The following is an 18,793-nucleotide window of genomic DNA, read 5'->3' as shown; positions in this document are numbered from 1 at the left end:
CGCGATGTCTTCGGGCTTGGCGAACAGGTCGACGTCGCGGATCTCGAAATCCATGCCTTTTTCGAACAGCACGAAGCGGCAGCGGTGCGAGTAAGGGTCGGTCGTGCCGGAATAAAGCACCATCATGGGCTGGCTCCTATCGTTCTCGGGGCAATCTGAAAAACAAAAGGCGCGGCGAGCCGGTCAGGCCACCGCGCGTCGATCTAAAAGGCTCCTCGAAGCGTGCCTTCAGGCGCGCCGGTCGACTGCCTTCACTTCACGTCTTTCCAGTACGCGGCGTTCAGGCGCCAGGCGAAGAAAGTGAAAACGGCCAGGAACAGCAACACCCACACGCCGATGCGCGCACGATCGTTTTGCGCCGGCTCGCCCATCCACTGCAAGTAAGCCACCAGGTCGGCGACGGCATCGTCGAACTCCAGCGAATTCAGCGTGCCGGGGGTGATCTGCTCGAATCCGGCTTGGCGCAACACGGTCTTGCTCGGGTCGTGAGCGTCCTTTTCTTCAACGAAGCGCGCGCGGCGTTGGCCCTGCAGTTCCCACATCACGTGCGGCATGCCGACGTTGGGATAGGCCAGGTTGTTCCAGCCGGTCGGCGTGGCGTCGTCGCGGTAGTAACCGCGCAAGTAGGTATAGAGATAGTCGGCGCCGCTGCCCTTGCCGGCCACCGCGCGCGATCGCGCAATGACGGTCAGGTCGGGCGGCACGCCACCGAACCATTCCTTGGCCTGACGCGGGTCGAGTGCCACCTTCATGGTTTCGCCGACTCTGTCGGTCGCGAACATCAGGTTGTCGGCAATCTGGTCCTCGGTCAGACCGATGTCGCGCAGCCGGTTGTAGCGCATGAAGGCGGCCGAGTGGCAGTTCAGGCAATAGTTGACGAACAGGCGGGCACCGTTCTGCAGCGACGCCAGGTCGGTCATCTTCTCGACCGGGAACCGGTCCCAGGCGACGTCGCTGGCAGCGCGCGCCGGGCCGAGCAGCGCGAAGCCGGCGAGCAGCAGGGCGATCAGTTTCTTCATCTCGTGAGGCTCCTGCAGCTCAGTGGGCGGCGAACGTGACGCGGTCGGGCACCGGCTCGAAAGTGCCGAGCTGGCTCCACCACGGCATCAGCAGGAAGAAGCCGAAGTAAAACAGGGTGCCGATCTGCGAGACCAATGTGCCGAGGTCCGTCGGCGGCTGTATGCCGAGATAGCCGAGCACGAAGAAATTGACCACGAAGACGCCGTACAAGGCCTTGTGCCAGCCGGGCCGGTAGCGGATCGAGCGAACCGGGCTGTGATCGAGCCAGGGCAGGAAGAACAGGATCACGACCGCGCCTCCCATGACGACGACGCCCCAGAACTTGGCGTCGAAGGCCATGAGCAAGGCGATCGCCACCACGGTGCCGACGGCCACCGCAATCTTGGCGACCATGCCGAAGCGGCCCTTGACGATGACCAGCACCGCGCCGATCGCCGCCAGCACGGCCAGCACGTTGACCATCGTGCCGGTCGTCGCCCGCAGCATCGAGTAATACGGCGTGAAGTACCAGACCGGGGCGATGTGCGCCGGCGTCTTCAGGGGGTCGGCCGGAATGAAGTTGTTGTATTCGAGGAAGTAGCCGCCGAACTCCGGCGCGAAGAAGATGATCGCGCTGAAGATCATCAGGAACACCGCCACGCCGAGGATGTCGTGAACCGTGTAGTACGGGTGGAAGGGAATGCCGTCGAGCGGCATGCCGGTCTTGTCGTTCTTGGTCGACTTGATCTCGACGCCATCGGGGTTGTTGGAGCCCACCTCGTGCAGCGCGATGATGTGCGCCATCACCAGGCCCAGCAACACCAGCGGCACTGCAATGACGTGGAAGCTGAAGAACCGGTTGAGCGTCGCGTCGCTGACCACGTAATCGCCGCGGATCAGCAGTGCCAGGTCGGGGCCCACGAAGGGAACCGCGGCGAACAGGTTGACGATCACCTGCGCGCCCCAATAACTCATCTGGCCCCAGGGCAGCAGGTAGCCCATGAAGGCCTCGGCCATCAGGCACAGGAAGATCGCGCAGCCGAAGATCCACACCAGCTCGCGCGGCTTGCGGTAGCTGCCGTAGATCAGCCCGCGGAACATGTGCATGTAGACCACGACGAAGAAGGCCGAGGCCCCCGTGGAGTGCATGTAGCGCACCAGCCAGCCCCACGGAACGTCGCGCATGATGTACTCGACCGAGGCGAACGCCAGATTCGCGTCGGGCTTGTAGTGCATCACCAGGAAGATGCCGGTGACTATCTGGATCACCAGCACCAGCATGGCCAGAGAGCCGAAGAAATACCAGAAGTTGAAATTCTTGGGCGCGTAGTACTCCGACAGGTGCTCCTTGTAGAGCCGGCTCGCCGGAAAACGGGCATCGACCCAGGTCAGGAGCTTTTCGCCCATCGGCGCGCCGGCCGGTGCGGTCTTCATTTCAGCCATGTGTGTTCTCGGTGCTGCTCAGGCCGCGTTGGCTTCGCCAATCAGCAGCGTGCTGTCGGACAGGAAGGTGTAAGGCGGGACTTCCAGGTTGTCCGGCGCAGGCTTGTTCTTGTACACGCGCCCGGCCATGTCGAAGGTCGAGCCGTGGCAAGGGCAGAAGAAGCCGCCGGCCCAGTTGTCGGGCAGCGAGGGCTGAGGACCGGCCGAGAGGCGCGCGGTCGGCGAGCAGCCCAGGTGCGAGCAGATGCCGACCACCACCAGATACTCGGGCTTGATCGAGCGCCAGTCGTTGCGCGTGGATTCCATTGGCGTGATCTCTGCCGGATTGCGCTGGGAGTCCGGATCGGCGAGGAGTGGATCCAGTTGCTCGAGCGAGGCGAGTTGCTCCTTCGTGCGGTGGACGATCCACACCGGCTTGCCGCGCCATTCGACGGTCATCATCTCGCCGGGCTTGAGGCCGCTCACGTCGGCCTCGACCGCCGCACCCGCCGCGCGCGCGCGCTCCGAAGGCTGAAAGCTGCTGACGAACGGCACGGCGACGGCGGCACCGCCCGCCACGCCTGCGCAGGTCGAAGCAATCAGCCATGTGCGCTTGCTTCGGTCGACTTGCTGATCACTCATGGAAATCCTCGGGAGAACTTGGTTTCGTAAGCAACCGCAGATTCTAGACGAGGCCCCGAGCGCGACCAAAGCACGCGGCGGCGGATTGCGTGGCGTGCGCGGCTTGACTTGCCCGAAAGCTCGGGAATACTCGCCGCAGAGTAGCGCGCGGCCCGTATTACCGACCCATCCCCCACCGAAAGCCGAGGAAACATGCATGGGCTTCATGACCGAGTTCAAGGAGTTTGCCGTCAAGGGCAACGTCATCGATCTCGCCGTGGGCGTGATCATCGGTGCGGCCTTCGGCAAGATCGTCAATTCGGTTGTGGAAGATCTCATCATGCCGGTGGTCAGCACCATCTTCGGCGGGCTCGACTTCGCGAACTATTTCGTGCCGCTGGCCGGTCAGACGGCTGAAACGCTGGCCGAAGCCAAAAAGGCGGGCGCCGTGTTCGCCTATGGGAGTTTCATCACGGTCGCCCTGAATTTCGCGATCCTGGCCTTCATCATCTTTTCCATGGTCAAGCAGATCAACCGGCTCAAGCGCACGACACCCCCGACGCCCACACCGCCGCCCGTCGCCGCGCCTGAGGACATCTTGCTGCTGAGAGAGATCCGCGACGCCTTGAGGAGATGAGCTGCCGAGCCGGGCGCGGGCTTTCGCTCGCACCCGACCCGATGCGGTGCCCACCGTGACGCAAACGTTCGCCCAGTCCGCCCTGCAAGCCGCCGCCCTGCGCATCGAAGGGGTGGTGGGCTCGGCTGCCGAGCGGCTGGCGGAAACATTGGCGCTTGCAGCCCCACCTTTCGGCAGTTCGCGGCAAGACATCACGCTCTTGCAAGGCGACCTGCAGCGCCGACTGCCGCTTTTCAACCTCGATTTCGCCACCGCCCTGCGCGAACGCATGTCGGACGATGCCGCCCAGCACAGCGACGCGCGCCGCACCATGCCGGCCACCACCAACTGGGAGGCGCTGAGCCTCGTGGGCGACGCCGAGGTCGATGCGCGAGTCAACACCGACCGTCTCAGCATGGAGCTGGCCCACGAATGCGAATGGGAGTTGCGCGAGCTCGACGGTTACGTCGGCGCCTTGCTGCAGAGCGGCCGACAGGCGCCCGAGCACAACCCGCTGCGCACGGAAGTGGTCGCTCGCGCCCTGCTGACGGCGATCCAGGCCGTCAGCGCCGAAGCCGGATCGCGCAAGATACTCACGCGCGAGTTCAGCCGGGTGCTGGCGCCGGCCATGCGCGCCTGTTATGCGGCCATCGTGGCCGATCTGCGCGAGCAAGGCGTGCGCACCACCGGCTTGGCGATGCGCGCCATGCAGGGCCCGGGCTATGACCTGCCGTCGCGCGATGGCGCCGGCCACTCGAGCCGGGGCACCGAGCCCGGCACGGTGCAGGGTTCGGACAACCGCGAGTTTCGAGGCGACGGGCTGTCGGTGCGCTCGCAGCCATCCGGCTCGGGCGCCGCGCCGGGCTCTTATCGGGGGCGTCAAGAAGAGGGGCCCGTGAACGGAGCCCTGGCGCCTCGGCACGGCAGCGACGCGCAGATGCTGGAGATGCTGCGCCGGCTCGCCTTTGCAAGTGGTGGTGCCCCGGACTACGCCTTTCCCGTGTCCGACGCCCCGACGGATGCAAGCGACCACAGCGCTTCCGGTATGCCAGCTGCGACCGGCGTGCACAGCATGTCCGGCGGTGCCAGCGGCGCCGGAAGCCACGCCGGTGCGATCAGCGGGTTGATGCACGTCAACCTGATCCGCCAGCACCGCGAAGAGCTGGTGCGTGCTTCGGGCGGGGCGCTCGACCACATGGTGATCGACGTGGTCAGCGCCATGTTCGATCACCTGTTGTCCGACAGCAAGGTGCCGCCGCAGCTGGCGCGCCAGATCGCACGGCTGCAGATGCCAGTGCTGCGCGCTGCACTGAAGGACATGGGATTCTTCAGCTCGCGCCGCCATCCGGTGCGCCGTTTCGTCAATCGCATCGCTTCGCTGGCCGCTGCGTACGAAGATCTGGACCAGGGTCCGGGCCGCGACTTCATCGAGCGGGTGCGCTCGCTGGTGCAGGAGATCGTCGAAGGCGACTTCGACCAGATGGACCTGTACGAATCCAAGCTGCAAGCCCTCGAGTCCTTGATCCAGGAGCAAAGCCGCCGCGACGTCGGCTCGCATGCGCAGGCCGCTGCCCTGCTCGACGGCCGCGAGACTCAGCTGCGCATCCAGCAGCGCTACATGCTTGCGCTGCGCAGCCATCTCGAGCCGCTGGAACTGCCCGATTACCTGCGCGATTTCCTGTCGCAGGTTTGGAGTCAGGTGCAGGTTCAGGTGTCGGGCGCCACCGGCACGAAGGAGCTGGTGCAGCGCATGAACGGCGCCGCCCAGGAGCTGGTGCTCAGCATTCAGCCCAAGGGCGAGCCGCAGTTGCGCAAGGGCTTCCTGCTCAAGCTGCCGCAGTTGATGAAGGATCTGAACGACGGCCTGACGCTGATCCGCTGGCCCGAGCCGGCGCGCAAGGAGTTCTTCGCCCGGCTGCTTCCGGCCCACGCCAATTCGCTGAAGGCACCGCCGCTGACAGACTTCGAGCAACGCCAACTCAAGTTCAAGCTCGAGCAGATGGCCAAGGTGGTGATTCCGACCGAGCAGGATCTGGGGCCGAGCGCGCTCACGCCGCTGCACGCCTCCGAGCAGCACGCTGCACCGCTGCAGTTTTCCGCCGAGGAGGTCGAGCAGACCGGCCTGATCGAGGAAAGCGCCGTCGATTGGAACGGCGAAGTCGACATCGACCTCGGCGAGACCGATGCCCCCCCGACCACCGGCAGCAGCGCGGTCGACATCGATCTCGAGGCCCAGGCCGAGGCCGAGCAACGCGCTGAAGGGGCTCCGCCGACACACGGGCCGCAACTCATTCATCACGTGCAGACAGGGATCGCCTACCGCATGCTGCTCGAAGGCCGCTGGCAGCGGGTGCGGCTGAGCTGGGTCAGCCCCGGGCGGGCGTTCTTCGTGTTCACCCACGGCAAGGCGCACGAGAAGACGCTGTCGATGACCGCGCGCATGCTGACGCGGATGTGCGACACCGAGCGCTTCCGCAGTTTCGAGCAGGCCGAGCTGATCGAGCGCGCCACCGCCCGTGCGCGCAAGCAGCTCGCCCAGCTCACGGCCGCGAGCCGGCTCGGCTCGCTTGGCAGTCGGCACGGCGGGCTAGGCAGCCGCCAGTAAGAGCTGCAACGGCAACGGCAACGGCAACGGCAACGGCTGCGGCTGCGAGGTCGCGTTCCGGCTCGCAGATGCATTGGCTATCGCCACGACGGCCGCGTCCCTCGCCGCAAGGCGGGCCTCAGCCACTTAAACGGCGCGCCATCTCCCCGGCGGCGATCAGGCTGGCCGGGTCGGCGCGGCCGGTACCGGCCAGATCGAAAGCGGTGCCATGGTCCGGGCTGGTGCGCACGAAAGGCAGTCCCAAGGTCAGGTTCACGCCGCGCTCGACACCCAGGTACTTGACGGGAATCAGGCCCTGATCGTGGTACATCGCGACGACGAGGTCGAACTCGCCCGGATGCTCAGGCGTGTGGCGGGCCCGCATGAAGACCGTGTCGGGCGCGAACGGGCCGCGCGCGTCGATGCCTTCCCGGCACGCCGCCTCGATGGCCGGCGCGATGAAGCGCTGTTCCTCGTCGCCGAACAACCCGCCCTCGCCGGCATGCGGATTGAGCCCGGCCACGGCGATGCGCGGCCGGGGTTGGCCCCAGCGCGCCGCGCTCGCGTGGGCAATGCGCAGTGTTTCGAGCACCCCCTCGACGGTGACTGCCTCGATCGCACGGCGCAGCGAAACGTGGATGCTGACCAGCACCGTTTTCAACTCGTCGTTGGCCAGCATCATGCGCACCGGGCAAGCCGGCCCGCCTTCCGCAGCTTCGGCCTGCAGAAGTTCGGTGTGGCCTGGGTAAGGCTCGCCCGCCGCAGCCAGCGCTTCCTTGTGGATCGGCGCGGTGACGATCGCCGCGACCTCGCCACGGCGCGCGAGCGCAACGGCGGCGCGGATGCAGGCGGCTGCGGCCGCACCGGCGCGGGCGTCGACGCGGCCGTAGGGCAGTTGCGCCAGGCCTCGCGGCAGGCCTGCGAGCGGTAACACCGGCACGCAGCGTGGCGGCAAGCGCAGCGCATCGGCGGGGCACTCGATCTCGATGACGGGAAGGCTCACCCCGTCCGCAACGGCGACCACCGCGGCGGCCCGCCGCAGCACCGCGATGTCGCCGATGACGAAGCCGCCGGGCAGCGCCCCGCGAGCCAGCGCCATCGCGGCGATCTCCGGCCCGATGCCGCAAGCATCGCCCATCGTGAGCGCCAACGGAGTAGCTGTCATGGCGCCCGCGCGCATGCTTCGTGACGGTCGCTGCAGGGGACAAGGCCAGCGCGTCGAAGGTTCGGGCGTGCGTTCATGCCGGGTTGTCGATGTCGATGAACTCGTGCTCGAGATCGAACAGCTGGGCCAGATGAGCGCCGAGCGCCTTGGCGCCGTAGCGCTCGGTCGCGTGGTGGCCGCAGGCGTAGAAAGCCACGCCCGTCTCGCGCGCAATGTGCGCCTGCGGCTCGGAGATCTCGCCGGTCAGGAAGGCATCGGCCCCAGCCGCAATGGCCGCCTCGAAATAGCCTTGCGCTCCGCCGGTGCACCAGGCCACGCGGCGGATCGGGCGCGCGTCGCCCTCCACGACCACGGGCGCGCGCCCGAGGCGGAACTGGATCAATGCCGAGAGCGCCGCGCTGGTGAGCGGCTGCGGCGGGCGGCCGACGAAGCCGAGCTGCTGCTCGCCGAAGCGGCCTTCGGTCGCAAACTTGAGCTTGGCGCCGAGCTGGGCGTTGTTGCCGTGTTCAGGATGCGCGTCGAGCGGCAGGTGGTACGCAAAGAGACTGAGGTCGTGCTGAAGCAGCGTGGCAATGCGCCGCTTCAGCCAGCCGGTCACCCGCCCGTCCTGATTGCGCCAGAAAAGGCCATGGTGAACCAGCACGGCATCGGCCCCGGCGGCCGCCGCCGCCTCGATGAAGGCCAGGCTGGCTGTCACCCCGCTGACCAGTTTCTCGACCTGCGGTTTACCCTCGACCTGCAGACCGTTCGGCCCATAATCCTTGAACCGATCCACTTCGAGCAGCGTGGCAAGGTAGCTGTCGAGCTCATCGCGGGTTGTCACGTCGTCTCCTATGCACAGATCCTGGCTGATTTTCTCTCAAGCGGTCACGGTCGCGCTGGCGGTGCTGTTTGTCGTGACGACACTCAAACCGCAGTGGCTGCAAAGCTCCGCGCCACCGACCTCTCTGACGATGAACATGGCGCCTGCTCTGGAGCCGACGGCGCTGGGCCCGGGCGGCGCCTTCGGCAGCTATGCGGGGGCGGCTAGACGTGCCGCTCCGGCCGTGGTCAGCGTGATCACCAGCAAAGCGCCGGCGATCGGCGGGCCGCAGGCCGCCGATCCCTGGTTTCGCTATTTCTTCGGCGATCCGCAGTCGCCTGCGCAAAGCGGCGTCGGCTCGGGCGTGATCGTCTCGGCCGACGGCTACGTGCTGACCAACAACCATGTAGTCGAGAGCATGGACGACATCGAGGTCGTGCTCTCAGACGGCCGGCGAAGCCGCGCTGAAGTGATCGGCACCGATCCCGAAAGCGATATCGCCGTGCTTCGCATCGAGCTCGACAAGCTGCCGGCGGTCGCATTCGGCGACTCCGACGCGCTGCAGGTCGGCGACGTGGTGCTGGCCATTGGCAACCCGTTCGGCGTGGGCCAGACGGTCACGTCGGGCATCGTCAGTGCCTTGGGCCGCAACCAGCTCGGCATCAACACCTTCGAGAACTTCATCCAGACCGACGCCGCCATCAACCCGGGCAATTCGGGAGGTGCGCTGGTCGACGCCACCGGCAATCTCATGGGCATCAACACCGCCATCTATTCGAGGAGCGGCGGCAATCTGGGCATCGGTTTCGCCATTCCGGTGTCGACGGCCAGGCAGGTGCTCGACAGCTTGGTCCGCGACGGTCAAGTCACGCGGGGCTGGATCGGCGTGGAGCCGCGGGACCTGACGCCCGAGATGGCCGAAACCTTCAACCTCGCGGTGTCGCAGGGCGTGCTGATCACCGGCGTGCTGCAGGGCGGACCGGCGAGCGAGGGCGGCCTGCGCCCCGGCGACGTGGTCACGCAGGTCGCCCGCAAGCCGGTCGCGAACACGGCGCAACTACTCAATGCCGTCGCTTCGCTCGAGCCGCGGTCCCGGGCGCTGCTCGGCGTGCAGCGCGGCAACAGGGCGATCGAAGTGACGGTGACCGTCGCGCAACGGCCCCGCGTAGGACTACCCCGCCAATGATGCGAGGGTAAAACCGCGGCCGATCAGGCTGTGCGGTCTTCGGCTGCCGCCTCGGGCGGCGGTTGCGTGTGTTTGACGAACAAGCCCGCCGTGTGAATGCCGATCTCGTAGAGGATGATCATCGGGATGGCCAGCGCGAGCTGCGAAATCACATCGGGCGGCGTGACGATCGCCGCGATGATGAAGGCGATCACGATGAAGTAACCGCGAAACGCCTTGAGCTTGTCGATCGAAACCATGCCCATGCGCACCAGCAGCACCACCACGACCGGCACCTCGAAGGCCGCGCCGAAGGCGATGAACATGGACAGCACGAAACTCAAGTACGCCTCGATGTCAGGTGCCGCCGTGATGCTTTTCGGCGCAAAGCTCTGAATGAACTTGAAAACCTGGCCAAACACGAAAAAATAACAGAAGGCCACGCCGATCAGGAACAGCAAGGTGCTCGAGACGACCAAAGGCATCACCAGCCTTTTCTCGTGGGTGTACAGGCCCGGCGCGACAAAGGCCCACACCTGGTAGAGCACGACCGGCAGCGCGAGCATGAAGCCGGCCATGAGCGTGATCTTCAGCGGCACCATGAAAGGCGAGATCACGTTGGTGGCGATCAGCGTGGCGCCGGCCGGCAACTGCGCCACCAGCGGGGCGGCGAGCAGATCGTAGAGCGCCGACGGGCCGGGCCACAAGGCGAAGATGCCGAAGCCCACGGCAATGGCGATCGTCGCGCGAATCAGCCGGTCGCGCAGCTCGATGAGGTGGGCGACGAAAGGCTGCTCGCTGCCTTCGAGCTCGTCGCGATTCTCGGGGTCGCTCACGGGACTACAGCACGCGCGGCGGCCGGAAGCGCGCCACTCGCGCCGCACCGGATTGCGCCTTGGCGCGCACACCGTGGCGCTGGCGGTACCACTGCGGCACCGCGGCGCGCTTGACGCGCCAGTTTTTCTTGTTGGGGCGGTAGGCGAGGGGCGGCTCGCTCAGAGCGTCGCCGCCGGTGTACGTGGACGAATCGGTCCCGCCGCTGCCGGAGGACGATTGCAACTCTCCCCACGCCTCGTTCATCTCGCTGCTGGCCTGCTTGACCTCGCTCGAGACACCCTGCTCGACATCGCGAGCGGCATCCTCGAACTGCGTCTTCATCTTCTTCAGTTCTTCGAGCTCGATCGAGCGATTGACCTCGGCCTTCACGTCGGAAACGTAACGCTGCGCCTTGCCCATCAGGTGGCCGACCGTGCGTGCCACGCGCGGCAGCTTCTCCGGACCGATCACGATAAGCGCCACCGCGCCGATGAGCGCGATCTTGTCGAAGCCGAAGTCGATCATGCGAAGGGTGCCAGGATCGCTCAGCGCTTGTGCTTGGCCTCGACGTCCACCGTGTTGGCGTCCGCGTTCTTGTTGGCTGTGACCTGCTGGGTCGGCGCCGATCCATCGTCGTTCGTGGTCGACCCGTCACGCACGCCGTCCTTGAAACCCTTGACCGCCCCACCGAGATCGCTGCCCATGTTCTTGAGCTTCTTGGTGCCGAAGATCAGCACGACGATGACGAGGACGATCAGCCAATGCCAGATGCTGAATGCTCCCATGATGTTTCTCCTGATGACGCGGTGGATGCAGCCAGAGATTCTAGGCCAGTGAGGGTGTCAGACCCGTGTCCGGGGCTTGCGGTTCACTGCGCCGAAAGCGGCAGGAATCACGGGCTCACCCCTTCAGCCAGGGCCGCGGCCCCCCGATGACGTGCATGTGCAGGTGATAGACCTCCTGCAAGCCGTCCTCGCCGGTGTTGATCAGCGTGCGAAAGCCGTTGCTCACGCCCAGTTCACGCATTAATTTCGGTGCGAGCACCAGCATGCGGCCCATCAGCTCCTGATGCTCGGGGCCCACGTCGGAAAGCATTGCGATGTGCCGCTTGGGGATGATCAGCACATGCACCGGGGCCCAGGGGTTGATGTCGTGGAAGGCGAGCAGGTGCTCGTCTTCATAGGCCTTCCTGGACGGAATCTGCCCTTCGATGATCTTGCAGAAGATGCAGTTCGGATCTTGCTGATTCATGGTCAGTCAGGCATCGGCCGGTTGGCATTGAGGTTCATGCCGCCGCGCACGATGCGGTAGAGGAACCATATCGAGATCACACACCAGGCGATCCAGCCCGGCAGCACAAACAGGAGCCACAGCGGAATGGTGATCACGTACAGCGCGCCGGCCCACAGCACTGAGCGGATACGCCACTTGAAGTGCGAGGCCTGCCAGGTGCCGGCAGCGTCGTCTCTTTTCACCACATCGAGGATGAAGGCGATGACGAGCAGGGCGATGCCAGGTTGGAAGCTCGGAATGACCGCCCCAACGGCTACCACCAGGTGCAGCAGATAGCTGATGATGCCGATGTTCTTGAGCGAGCGTTCGCGCTCGGGGTCGATCACGGTGTTCATGCTTCCTTGGCCTCGCGGTGTTGCGCCTTGCGCAGTGCAAACTCTTCCAGCCCCGAAAGGCCTTCGCGTCGTTCCAGTTCCGCCAGCACCTGCGCGGGCGTCAGGCCGAAATGGGCGAGCGCCACCATGGAGTGGAACCACAGGTCGGCAGCTTCGGCCACGATCTTCTTCGGGTCGCCGTCCTTGCCGGCCATCACCAGCTCGGTGGCCTCTTCGCCCACCTTCTTCAGGATCGCGTCGGTACCTTTGTGAAAGAGGCGCGCCACGTAGCTCGCCTCGGGGTCGCCGGTACGGCGCGACTCGATCACCGCGGCGAGGCGGGCGAGCACGTCCTGTGAAGGGGCAGTCGCCGGCCTGGCGGCATCGGAAGGGGCCTTCATTTGTAGATGCGCTCCGGGTCCTCGAGCACCGGCAGCACGGCATGCCAGGCTCCCGCTTCGTAGCGCTGGAAGAAACAACTGTGGCGGCCCGTATGGCAGGCAATGGACGGAGCGCCCGCCGGCCGGCCGAGCTGTTCGACCTCGAGCAGCAGCACGTCGTTGTCGCAGTCCAGGCGTATGTCGATCACTTTCTGCCGATGGCCGGATTCCTCGCCCTTGTGCCACAGGCGCCCGCGCGAGCGGCTCCAGTAGACCGCCTGGCCGAGCTCGGCAGTGCGCTGCAGCGCCTCGCGGTTCATCCAGGCGAACATGAGCACGTCGCCGGTCCGTCTCTCCTGCGCGATGACCGGCAAAAGGCCGTCCTTGTCCCACCTGATTTCGTCGAGCCAGCTCATGCAAACCAGTGTAGCAACGGGGGCGAGGACGGCGGCAGGTGGCCGCAGCGGCACCGTGCCGCGTGCGGCTACTGGCGCACCGGAATGCCGCGCGAGGCGAGCAACGCCTTGGCTTGGCCGACGGTGAACGTACCGTAGTGGAAGATGCTCGCGGCCAGCACCGCGTCGGCGCCGCCGATCGTGATGCCCTCGGCCAGGTGCTCGAGCGCGCCCACGCCGCCCGAGGCGATCACCGGCACCGGCACGGCATCGCTGACCGCGCGGGTGAGGGCCAGGTTGAAGCCGATCTGCGTGCCGTCGCGGTCCATGCTGGTGAGCAGGATCTCGCCACAGCCGTAGTCGGCCATCTGCCGCGCCCAGGCAACCGCATCCAAGCCGGTGTTCCTGCGCCCGCCATGCGTGTACACGTCCCAGCCTTCGCCCCGCTCGGCGGCGTCCGCGGCCGAGCGCTGCCTGGCATCGATGGCGACCACGATGCACTGCGCACCGTACTTGTCCGAAGCGTCGCGGATCACCTGCGGATTGGCGACTGCCGCCGAATTGAAGCTGACCTTGTCGGCGCCGGCGTTGAGCAGCCGGCGAACGTCCTCGACGGTGCGCACGCCTCCGCCCACGGTGAGCGGGATGAAAACCTGCGAAGCCACCGCCTCGATGATGGGCAGGATCAGGTCACGGCCTTCCGAGGTGGCGGTGATGTCGAGAAAGGTCAGCTCATCGGCGCCCTGCTCGTTGTAACGAGCGGCAATCTCCACCGGATCGCCGGCGTCGCGCAGTTCGACGAAGTTGACGCCCTTGACGACCCTGCCGCCGGTCACGTCCAGGCAGGGAATGATTCTCTTGGCCAGCATTTCAGCTTTCGATGGGCCGACCCGAGAAAACCGACTGGCCCCGGGGGGAGGAGCACCGACGGTGCGTGGGGGCCGACATCAGCCGCCGTTCAGTGCATCGGCGCGCGCCTGAGCCGCAGCGAAATCGAGGTCGCCGGTATAGATGGCCCGCCCGCAGATCACGCCTTCGACGCCCTCGCCTTCCACCGCGCACAGCGCCTCGATGTCGCTCAGCCGCGACAGGCCGCCTGAAGCGATCACCGGAATGCTCAGCGCCTGCGCCAGCTTGACGGTGGCGTCGATGTTGATGCCGCTGAGCATGCCGTCGCGGCCGATGTCGGTGTAGATCACGCCCTCGACGCCATAGCCCTCGAACTTCTGCGCCAGATCGATCACCTCGTGGCCGGTGAGCTTGCTCCAGCCGTCGGTCGCCACCTTGCCGTTGCGGGCGTCGAGCCCGACGATGATGTGGCCGCCGAAGGCCGTGCAGGCGTCGCGCAGGAAGCCGGGGCTCTTGACGGCGGCCGTGCCGATGATCACGAAGGACAGGCCGTCGTCAAGGTAGCGCTCGATGGTGTCGAGATCGCGGATGCCGCCGCCGAGCTGCACCGGAATCTCGTCGTCCACCTCGGCCAGGATCGCCTTGATGGCCGCCTCGTTGACCGGCTTGCCGGCGAAGGCGCCGTTCAGATCCACCAGGTGCAGCCGCCGGGCGCCGGCATCGAGCCAGCGGCGGGCCATGGCCGCCGGATCCTCGCTGAAGATGGTGGAGTCGTTCATGTCGCCTTGCTTGAGGCGCACACAGCGACCGTCTTTCAGGTCGATCGCAGGGATCAGCAGCATGGCCGTCGGCGGTGAGATGAAACGGGGGTGGGGGAGGTCAGGGACGCCAGCCGAGGAAGTTGCGGTACAGGGCCAGGCCGTGCGCCGCGCTCTTCTCGGGGTGGAACTGGGTCGCAAAAATGTTATCGCGCGCCACCGCGCTGGTAAAGCGCTCGCCGTACTCGGTTTCACCCACGCTGTGCCCGGCGTGCGCCGGTGCGGCGTAAAAACTGTGAACGAAATAGAACCAGCTAGCGTCTGGCACGCCGACCCACATCGGGTGCCTGCCGCTTTGCAGCACGCGGTTCCAGCCCATCTGTGGGACCTTGTAGCGGCTGCCGTCGGGCTGCAGACGGCCTTCGAGCTTGAAGCGCCTGACGCGGCCGGGGATCAACCCCAGGCCCGGTGTGTCCTGCTCTTCGCTGTGCTCGAGCAGCATCTGCATGCCCACGCACACGCCCATCAGCGGCTTGCTCGCCGCGGCCTCGAGCACGGCACTCAGCAATTCGCCGCCATGCGCTTCGCGCAATTCGCGCATGCAGTCGCGCATGGCGCCCTGGCCGGGCAGCACCACCCGCTCGGCGCGGCGCACTTCGTGCGGCTCGGCGGTGACGATGACTTCGACCTCGGGGCCGGACTTCGACACTTCCCGCGCCGCATGCAGCACGGCCTGCGAAACGGAGCGCAGGTTGCCCATGCCGTAGTCGACGACGGCGACGCTGCGGCTCATCGGGGGAGCTCCCGTCCGTGTGCTGCGCCATTCGCCTCGGGAACGGCCCGGCGGCCCATGGCGTCTGCGGCGCCAGCACGGTTCATTTCAAAGCGTTCCCTTGGTCGAAGGCACCACGCCGGCCATGCGCGGATCACGCTCCAGCGCCATGCGCAGCGCGCGGGCAAAGGCCTTGAACACGGTCTCGCACTGGTGGTGTGCGTTGTCACCGTGCAGGTTGTCGATGTGCAGGGTGACGCCGGCATGGTTGACGAAGCCCTGGAAGAACTCGTAGACCAGTTGCGTGTCGAGCGCCCCCACCATGCCGGCCTTGAACGGCACGCGCATGTGCAGGCCCGGTCGGCCGGAGAAATCGACCACCACGCGGCTGAGCGCTTCGTCGAGCGGTACGTAGGCGTGGCCGTAGCGGCGAATGCCCTTCTTGTCGCCGACCGCCTTGGCAAAGGCCTGGCCCACGGTGATGCCCACGTCTTCGACCGTGTGGTGGCCGTCGATGTGCAGGTCGCCCTGGGCCTCGATGCGCAGGTCGATCAGTCCGTGGCGGGCGATCTGGTCGAGCATGTGGTCGAAGAAGCCGATGCCGGTGGCGAGCTGGGCGGCGCCGCTGCCATCGAGGTCGATGCGCACCAGGATCTTGGTTTCGGTGGTGTCGCGGCGCACTTCGGCGATGCGGTGTTCGTGGGGTGCAGTGTTCATGACAGACAGTCTTTCAGCGCAGCAATCATCCGGTCGTTCTCTTCAGTCAAGCCAACGGTCAGGCGCAGGCAGTTCGCCAGCAGCGGGTGCAGGTTGGATACGTTCTTCACCAGCACGCCGCGGCTTTTCAAGCCTTCGAAAGCCGCTGCTGCATCGGGCACGCGCACCAGCACCATGTTGGCCTCGCTCGGAAAAGGCGTAGCGCCCGGCATCTTGCGCAGCGCGGCCATCAGGCGCTCGCGCTCGGCGCGAAGCAGCGCAGCCTGGCGCGCAAACTGGTCCGCGTGTTCCAGGGCGAACAAGGCCGCCTCGCAGTTGAGCACGCTCACGTTGTAGGGCGGGCGAACCTTTTCGATCTCGGCCACGATCGCTGCCGGCCCGATCAGGTAACCCAAGCGCACGCCGGCGAGACCGAACTTGCTCAGGGTGCGCATGAGCAGCACATGATCGTGGCGCATCAGCCGGTCGAGGTAGCTGCGGCTGGCGAAGGGCTGGTAGGCCTCGTCCATCACCACGAAACCGCCGTGCTCGGCGACCGCCTCCACGATGCGCTCGATCACCGCGTCGTCCCACAGGTTGGCGGTCGGGTTGTTCGGATAGGCCAGGTAGGTGAGCGCCGGTCGGTGCTCGCGCACCGCAGCAAGCATCGCCTCGCCGTCGAGTTCGAAGTCGGCGGTCAGCGGCACGCCGACGAAGTGCAAGCCCTGCAGCTTGGCCGACAACTCGTACATCACAAAGCCGGGCACCGGCGCCAACACGGTGGCCGGGCCGCCGCAGCTCGCTTCGCTGGACGGCACATCGCAGGCCAGGGCGAGCAGGCTGATCAACTCGTCGGAGCCGTTGCCAAGCATCAGCGCGCAGCCCGGCGGCATGCCCGCGTGAAGGGCGAGTGCGGCGCGCAGTTCTTCGATGCGCGTTCCCGGATAGCGGTTTAACGCCACGGCGCCGAGTCGACGGCCGAGTTCGGCCTGAAGCGCATCGCTCAGGCGGTGCGGGTTCTCCATCGCGTCGAGCTTGACGAAGCCCGCCGAAGACTGCACTGCATAGGCGTGCATGCTGCGCACGTCCATGCGGATGCGGGCAGCCAGTCGCGGCGGCAAGTCCATGCGCAGTTTGCTCATCGCGCCGCTCGGCGGGTCATGACCGAAGCCGCATCTCGGCGGCCCGCGCATGCGCCTGCAGGCCCTCGCCGAGGGCCAGCTCGATGGCGATTGCACCGAGCGTCTGAGCGCCCCGCTCGCTCACCTCGATGAGGCTCGAACGCTTCTGGAAGTCGTACACGCCCAGCGGCGATGAAAAACGCGCGGTGCCCGAGGTCGGCAGCACGTGGTTGGGCCCTGCGCAGTAATCCCCGAGCGATTCGCTGGTGTAGGCGCCCAGGAAGATGGCGCCGGCGTGGCGCAGGAGCGGCTCCCAGCGGTGGGGGTCGCTCGAGCTGATTTCCAGATGCTCGGGCGCAATGCGGTTGCTGATCTCGCAGGCCTCTTCCATCGAGCGGGTGTGGATGAGCGCCCCGCGGCCCTCCAGGGAGGCGCGGATGATCGCGGCGCGCGGCATCTCGGGGAGCAGCCGCTCGATCTCGCGCTGTACCTCGGCGATGTAGTCGGCGTCCGGGCACAGCAGGATGCTTTGCGCCAGTTCGTCGTGCTCGGCCTGACTGAACAGGTCCATCGCCACCCAGTCGGCGGGCGTCGAGCCGTCGGCCAGCACCAGGATCTCGCTGGGGCCCGCGATCATGTCGATGCCCACCATGCCGAACACGCGCTTCTTGGCGCTCGCGACGTAGGCGTTGCCGGGGCCGGTGATCTTGTCCACCTTGGGCACAGTCGCGGTGCCGTAGGCCAGCGCGGCCACTGCCTGCGCGCCGCCGATCGTGAAGGCGCGCGAGACGCCGGCAACGTGGGCCGCGGCGAGCACCAAGGCGTTGCGCTCGCCGCCGGGCGTCGGCACCACCATCACGATCTCCGGCACGCCGGCTACGTGCGCCGGCACGGCGTTCATCAGCAGGCTGGACGGATACGCCGCCTTGCCGCCCGGCACGTAAATGCCGACACGATCGAGCGGCGTGACCTTCTGGCCGAGCAGGCTGCCGTCTTCATCGCAATAACTCCAGCTTCGGCCGCAGGCCTCGAGCTGGCGCTCGTGATAGCTGCGGATGCGTGCCGCGGCTTGCTGCAGCGCATGCCGCTGGGCCGGCGTGATGGCCTCGAAGGCGGCGGCGAAATCGGCCTGGCGCAACTCGAGCGCATCCATCGAGGCGGCTTCGAGCGCATCGAAGCGCGCGGTGTATTCGAGCACCGCCGCATCGCCGCGCTCGCGCACGTCGGTCAGGATCGCTGCCACGCGGCTCTCGATCGCATCGTCGGTCTCTGCCGACCAATGCAGCACGCGCTGGAATGCCGGCTCGAAATCGGGCTGAGTGGTGGCGAGGCGGCGTACGGCGACGGTCATGCTTTCTCCCGGCCGCGTTATGCCGGCAAACCCGGCAGCGCAGATTCGAAGGCTTCGATGATGCGGCGGATCGGTTGCTGCTTGAGCTTCAGGGCAGCCTGGTTGACCACCAGCCGCGAAGAGATGTCCATGATCCGCTCCACCTCCACCAGCCGGTTGGCCGCCAGCGTGCTGCCGGTGGAGACCAGATCGACGATCGCGTCGGCCAGGCCGGTCAGCGGAGCCAGCTCCATCGAGCCGTAGAGCTTGATCAGATCGACGTGCACGCCCTTGTCGGCGAAGTGATCGCGTGCCACGCTGACGTACTTGGTGGCGACGCGGATGCGCGAACCCTGCTTCACGGCGGCCGCATAGTCGAAGTCGGCACGCACCGCCACGCTCATGCGGCATTGCGCGATGCGCAGGTCGAGCGGCTGGTACAGGCCCTGGCCGCCGTGTTCGAGCAGCACGTCGAGGCCGGCCACGCCGAGGTCGGCGCCGCCGTGCTGCACATAGGTCGGCACGTCGGTGGCGCGCACGAGCACCACGCGCACGTCGGGCCGCGTGGTCGCGAGGATCAACCGGCGCGAGCTTTCCGAGTCTTCAGCGATCTCGATCCCGGCCGCCTTCAGCAGCGGCAGGCTCTCGTCGAAGATGCGGCCCTTCGACAGCGCGAGGGTGATCAAGGTTTCACC

At 66.6% G+C, this 18,793-nt stretch carries 22 protein-coding genes and 1 pseudogene; 3 read left to right on the top strand and 20 right to left on the bottom strand.

The features are described from left to right. From H0W40_RS04550 to petA, 4 genes and pseudogenes are all read right to left on the bottom strand, one after another. Positions 1–126: pseudogene (locus tag H0W40_RS04550) on the bottom strand (glutathione S-transferase); the annotation flags it as partial. Positions 127–251: 125 nt separating this feature from the next. Beyond that, a complete protein-coding gene (locus tag H0W40_RS04545) occupies positions 252–1,019 on the bottom strand; it encodes a cytochrome c1 (protein WP_292443693.1) in 768 nt (255 codons plus the stop codon). Between the two features lie 19 nt (positions 1,020–1,038). After that, the gene (locus H0W40_RS04540; protein ID WP_292443692.1) at positions 1,039–2,442 is read right to left on the bottom strand and encodes a cytochrome bc complex cytochrome b subunit; all 1,404 of its coding nucleotides are present in this window, start codon (positions 2,440–2,442) and stop codon (positions 1,039–1,041) included. A gap of 18 nt (positions 2,443–2,460) precedes the next feature. Beyond that, positions 2,461–3,063, bottom strand: a complete 603-nt coding sequence (petA, locus tag H0W40_RS04535; protein WP_292443690.1) for a ubiquinol-cytochrome c reductase iron-sulfur subunit — start codon at positions 3,061–3,063, stop codon at positions 2,461–2,463. Between the two features lie 196 nt (positions 3,064–3,259). On the opposite strand from petA, the gene mscL reads away from it, so the two are divergent. Further along, positions 3,260–3,679, top strand: coding sequence for a large conductance mechanosensitive channel protein MscL (gene mscL / locus H0W40_RS04530; protein WP_292443699.1), 420 nt, complete (start codon positions 3,260–3,262; stop codon positions 3,677–3,679). A gap of 55 nt (positions 3,680–3,734) precedes the next feature. After that, positions 3,735–6,263, top strand: coding sequence for a DUF1631 family protein (locus tag H0W40_RS04525; protein ID WP_292443689.1), 2,529 nt, complete (start codon positions 3,735–3,737; stop codon positions 6,261–6,263). A 118-nt stretch (positions 6,264–6,381) separates the two neighbouring features. On the opposite strand, the gene pdxA is transcribed toward H0W40_RS04525, so the two are convergent. Then, positions 6,382–7,407 carry a 4-hydroxythreonine-4-phosphate dehydrogenase PdxA gene (gene pdxA / locus H0W40_RS04520; RefSeq protein WP_292443688.1) on the bottom strand — a complete coding sequence of 342 codons (1,026 nt, stop codon included), beginning with the start codon at positions 7,405–7,407 and terminating at the stop codon, positions 6,382–6,384. Between the two features lie 73 nt (positions 7,408–7,480). Next, positions 7,481–8,230 carry a Nif3-like dinuclear metal center hexameric protein gene (locus H0W40_RS04515; protein WP_292443686.1) on the bottom strand — a complete coding sequence of 250 codons (750 nt, stop codon included), beginning with the start codon at positions 8,228–8,230 and terminating at the stop codon, positions 7,481–7,483. A gap of 10 nt (positions 8,231–8,240) precedes the next feature. On the opposite strand from H0W40_RS04515, the gene H0W40_RS04510 reads away from it, so the two are divergent. Further along, positions 8,241–9,395 carry a trypsin-like peptidase domain-containing protein gene (locus H0W40_RS04510; protein WP_292443684.1) on the top strand — a complete coding sequence of 385 codons (1,155 nt, stop codon included), beginning with the start codon at positions 8,241–8,243 and terminating at the stop codon, positions 9,393–9,395. Positions 9,396–9,418: 23 nt separating this feature from the next. Here the strand turns inward: H0W40_RS04510 and tatC are convergent, their stop codons facing one another. The 14 genes from tatC to hisG form a co-directional block, all read right to left on the bottom strand. Next, positions 9,419–10,210 (bottom strand): twin-arginine translocase subunit TatC, encoded by a 792-nt coding sequence (gene tatC, locus H0W40_RS04505; protein WP_292443682.1) that lies wholly within the window; start codon positions 10,208–10,210, stop codon positions 9,419–9,421. Positions 10,211–10,214: 4 nt separating this feature from the next. After that, positions 10,215–10,715: a Sec-independent protein translocase protein TatB gene (gene tatB / locus H0W40_RS04500; protein ID WP_292443680.1), complete on the bottom strand. Its 501-nt coding sequence runs from the start codon at positions 10,713–10,715 to the stop codon at positions 10,215–10,217. A 20-nt stretch (positions 10,716–10,735) separates the two neighbouring features. Further along, positions 10,736–10,975 carry a Sec-independent protein translocase subunit TatA gene (gene tatA / locus H0W40_RS04495; RefSeq protein ID WP_292443678.1) on the bottom strand — a complete coding sequence of 80 codons (240 nt, stop codon included), beginning with the start codon at positions 10,973–10,975 and terminating at the stop codon, positions 10,736–10,738. Between the two features lie 115 nt (positions 10,976–11,090). After that, positions 11,091–11,441 carry a histidine triad nucleotide-binding protein gene (locus H0W40_RS04490; protein ID WP_292443677.1) on the bottom strand — a complete coding sequence of 117 codons (351 nt, stop codon included), beginning with the start codon at positions 11,439–11,441 and terminating at the stop codon, positions 11,091–11,093. A gap of 2 nt (positions 11,442–11,443) precedes the next feature. Next, positions 11,444–11,818, bottom strand: a complete 375-nt coding sequence (locus H0W40_RS04485) for a hypothetical protein (protein WP_292443675.1) — start codon at positions 11,816–11,818, stop codon at positions 11,444–11,446. Continuing rightward, positions 11,815–12,198 (bottom strand): phosphoribosyl-ATP diphosphatase, encoded by a 384-nt coding sequence (locus H0W40_RS04480; protein ID WP_292443673.1) that lies wholly within the window; start codon positions 12,196–12,198, stop codon positions 11,815–11,817. Before H0W40_RS04480 ends, H0W40_RS04485 begins: the two co-directional genes overlap by 4 nt. Next, positions 12,195–12,593 (bottom strand): phosphoribosyl-AMP cyclohydrolase, encoded by a 399-nt coding sequence (gene hisI, locus H0W40_RS04475; protein ID WP_292443671.1) that lies wholly within the window; start codon positions 12,591–12,593, stop codon positions 12,195–12,197. Before hisI ends, H0W40_RS04480 begins: the two co-directional genes overlap by 4 nt. Positions 12,594–12,661: 68 nt before the next feature. Then, positions 12,662–13,441, bottom strand: a complete 780-nt coding sequence (gene hisF, locus H0W40_RS04470; RefSeq protein WP_292443669.1) for an imidazole glycerol phosphate synthase subunit HisF — start codon at positions 13,439–13,441, stop codon at positions 12,662–12,664. A gap of 78 nt (positions 13,442–13,519) precedes the next feature. After that, positions 13,520–14,263: a 1-(5-phosphoribosyl)-5-[(5-phosphoribosylamino)methylideneamino]imidazole-4-carboxamide isomerase gene (gene hisA / locus H0W40_RS04465; protein WP_292443668.1), complete on the bottom strand. Its 744-nt coding sequence runs from the start codon at positions 14,261–14,263 to the stop codon at positions 13,520–13,522. Between the two features lie 37 nt (positions 14,264–14,300). Further along, positions 14,301–14,972 carry an imidazole glycerol phosphate synthase subunit HisH gene (hisH, locus tag H0W40_RS04460; protein WP_292443666.1) on the bottom strand — a complete coding sequence of 224 codons (672 nt, stop codon included), beginning with the start codon at positions 14,970–14,972 and terminating at the stop codon, positions 14,301–14,303. A gap of 87 nt (positions 14,973–15,059) precedes the next feature. After that, positions 15,060–15,668, bottom strand: a complete 609-nt coding sequence (hisB, locus tag H0W40_RS04455; RefSeq protein WP_292443665.1) for an imidazoleglycerol-phosphate dehydratase HisB — start codon at positions 15,666–15,668, stop codon at positions 15,060–15,062. Beyond that, positions 15,665–16,789, bottom strand: coding sequence for a histidinol-phosphate transaminase (gene hisC / locus H0W40_RS04450; protein ID WP_292443664.1), 1,125 nt, complete (start codon positions 16,787–16,789; stop codon positions 15,665–15,667). Before hisC ends, hisB begins: the two co-directional genes overlap by 4 nt. 16 nt (positions 16,790–16,805) lie before the next feature. Next, on the bottom strand, positions 16,806–18,119 hold the full coding sequence (gene hisD / locus H0W40_RS04445) for a histidinol dehydrogenase (protein ID WP_292443662.1): 1,314 nt from the start codon (positions 18,117–18,119) through the stop codon (positions 16,806–16,808). A gap of 17 nt (positions 18,120–18,136) precedes the next feature. Further along, on the bottom strand, positions 18,137–18,784 hold the full coding sequence (gene hisG, locus H0W40_RS04440; RefSeq protein ID WP_292443660.1) for an ATP phosphoribosyltransferase: 648 nt from the start codon (positions 18,782–18,784) through the stop codon (positions 18,137–18,139). Positions 18,785–18,793: the final 9 nt, after the last annotated feature.

It is taken from the genome of Methylibium sp., from assembly GCF_013817345.1.
In the GTDB taxonomy this organism is placed as follows: domain Bacteria; phylum Pseudomonadota; class Gammaproteobacteria; order Burkholderiales; family Burkholderiaceae_C; genus Methylibium.
The sequence above is the reverse complement of the archived record's forward strand: the minus strand, read 5'-3'. Positions and strand labels throughout refer to the sequence as shown.

Coding starts and splice junctions, on each gene's coding strand:
- hisI (WP_292443671.1), bottom strand. CDS start 12,593: ATGAGCTGGCTCGACGAAATCAGGTGGGACAAGGACGGCCTTTTGCCG.
- H0W40_RS04540 (WP_292443692.1), bottom strand. CDS start 2,442: ATGGCTGAAATGAAGACCGCACCGGCCGGCGCGCCGATGGGCGAAAAG.
- hisC (WP_292443664.1), bottom strand. CDS start 16,789: ATGAGCAAACTGCGCATGGACTTGCCGCCGCGACTGGCTGCCCGCATC.
- mscL (WP_292443699.1), top strand. CDS start 3,260: ATGGGCTTCATGACCGAGTTCAAGGAGTTTGCCGTCAAGGGCAACGTC.
- petA (WP_292443690.1), bottom strand. CDS start 3,063: ATGAGTGATCAGCAAGTCGACCGAAGCAAGCGCACATGGCTGATTGCT.
- hisD (WP_292443662.1), bottom strand. CDS start 18,119: ATGACCGTCGCCGTACGCCGCCTCGCCACCACTCAGCCCGATTTCGAG.
- hisA (WP_292443668.1), bottom strand. CDS start 14,263: ATGCTGCTGATCCCTGCGATCGACCTGAAAGACGGTCGCTGTGTGCGC.
- H0W40_RS04480 (WP_292443673.1), bottom strand. CDS start 12,198: ATGAAGGCCCCTTCCGATGCCGCCAGGCCGGCGACTGCCCCTTCACAG.
- hisF (WP_292443669.1), bottom strand. CDS start 13,441: ATGCTGGCCAAGAGAATCATTCCCTGCCTGGACGTGACCGGCGGCAGG.
- pdxA (WP_292443688.1), bottom strand. CDS start 7,407: ATGACAGCTACTCCGTTGGCGCTCACGATGGGCGATGCTTGCGGCATC.
- H0W40_RS04545 (WP_292443693.1), bottom strand. CDS start 1,019: ATGAAGAAACTGATCGCCCTGCTGCTCGCCGGCTTCGCGCTGCTCGGC.
- tatB (WP_292443680.1), bottom strand. CDS start 10,715: ATGATCGACTTCGGCTTCGACAAGATCGCGCTCATCGGCGCGGTGGCG.
- H0W40_RS04490 (WP_292443677.1), bottom strand. CDS start 11,441: ATGAATCAGCAAGATCCGAACTGCATCTTCTGCAAGATCATCGAAGGG.
- tatA (WP_292443678.1), bottom strand. CDS start 10,975: ATGGGAGCATTCAGCATCTGGCATTGGCTGATCGTCCTCGTCATCGTC.
- H0W40_RS04510 (WP_292443684.1), top strand. CDS start 8,241: ATGCACAGATCCTGGCTGATTTTCTCTCAAGCGGTCACGGTCGCGCTG.
- hisH (WP_292443666.1), bottom strand. CDS start 14,972: ATGAGCCGCAGCGTCGCCGTCGTCGACTACGGCATGGGCAACCTGCGC.
- hisB (WP_292443665.1), bottom strand. CDS start 15,668: ATGAACACTGCACCCCACGAACACCGCATCGCCGAAGTGCGCCGCGAC.
- H0W40_RS04485 (WP_292443675.1), bottom strand. CDS start 11,818: ATGAACACCGTGATCGACCCCGAGCGCGAACGCTCGCTCAAGAACATC.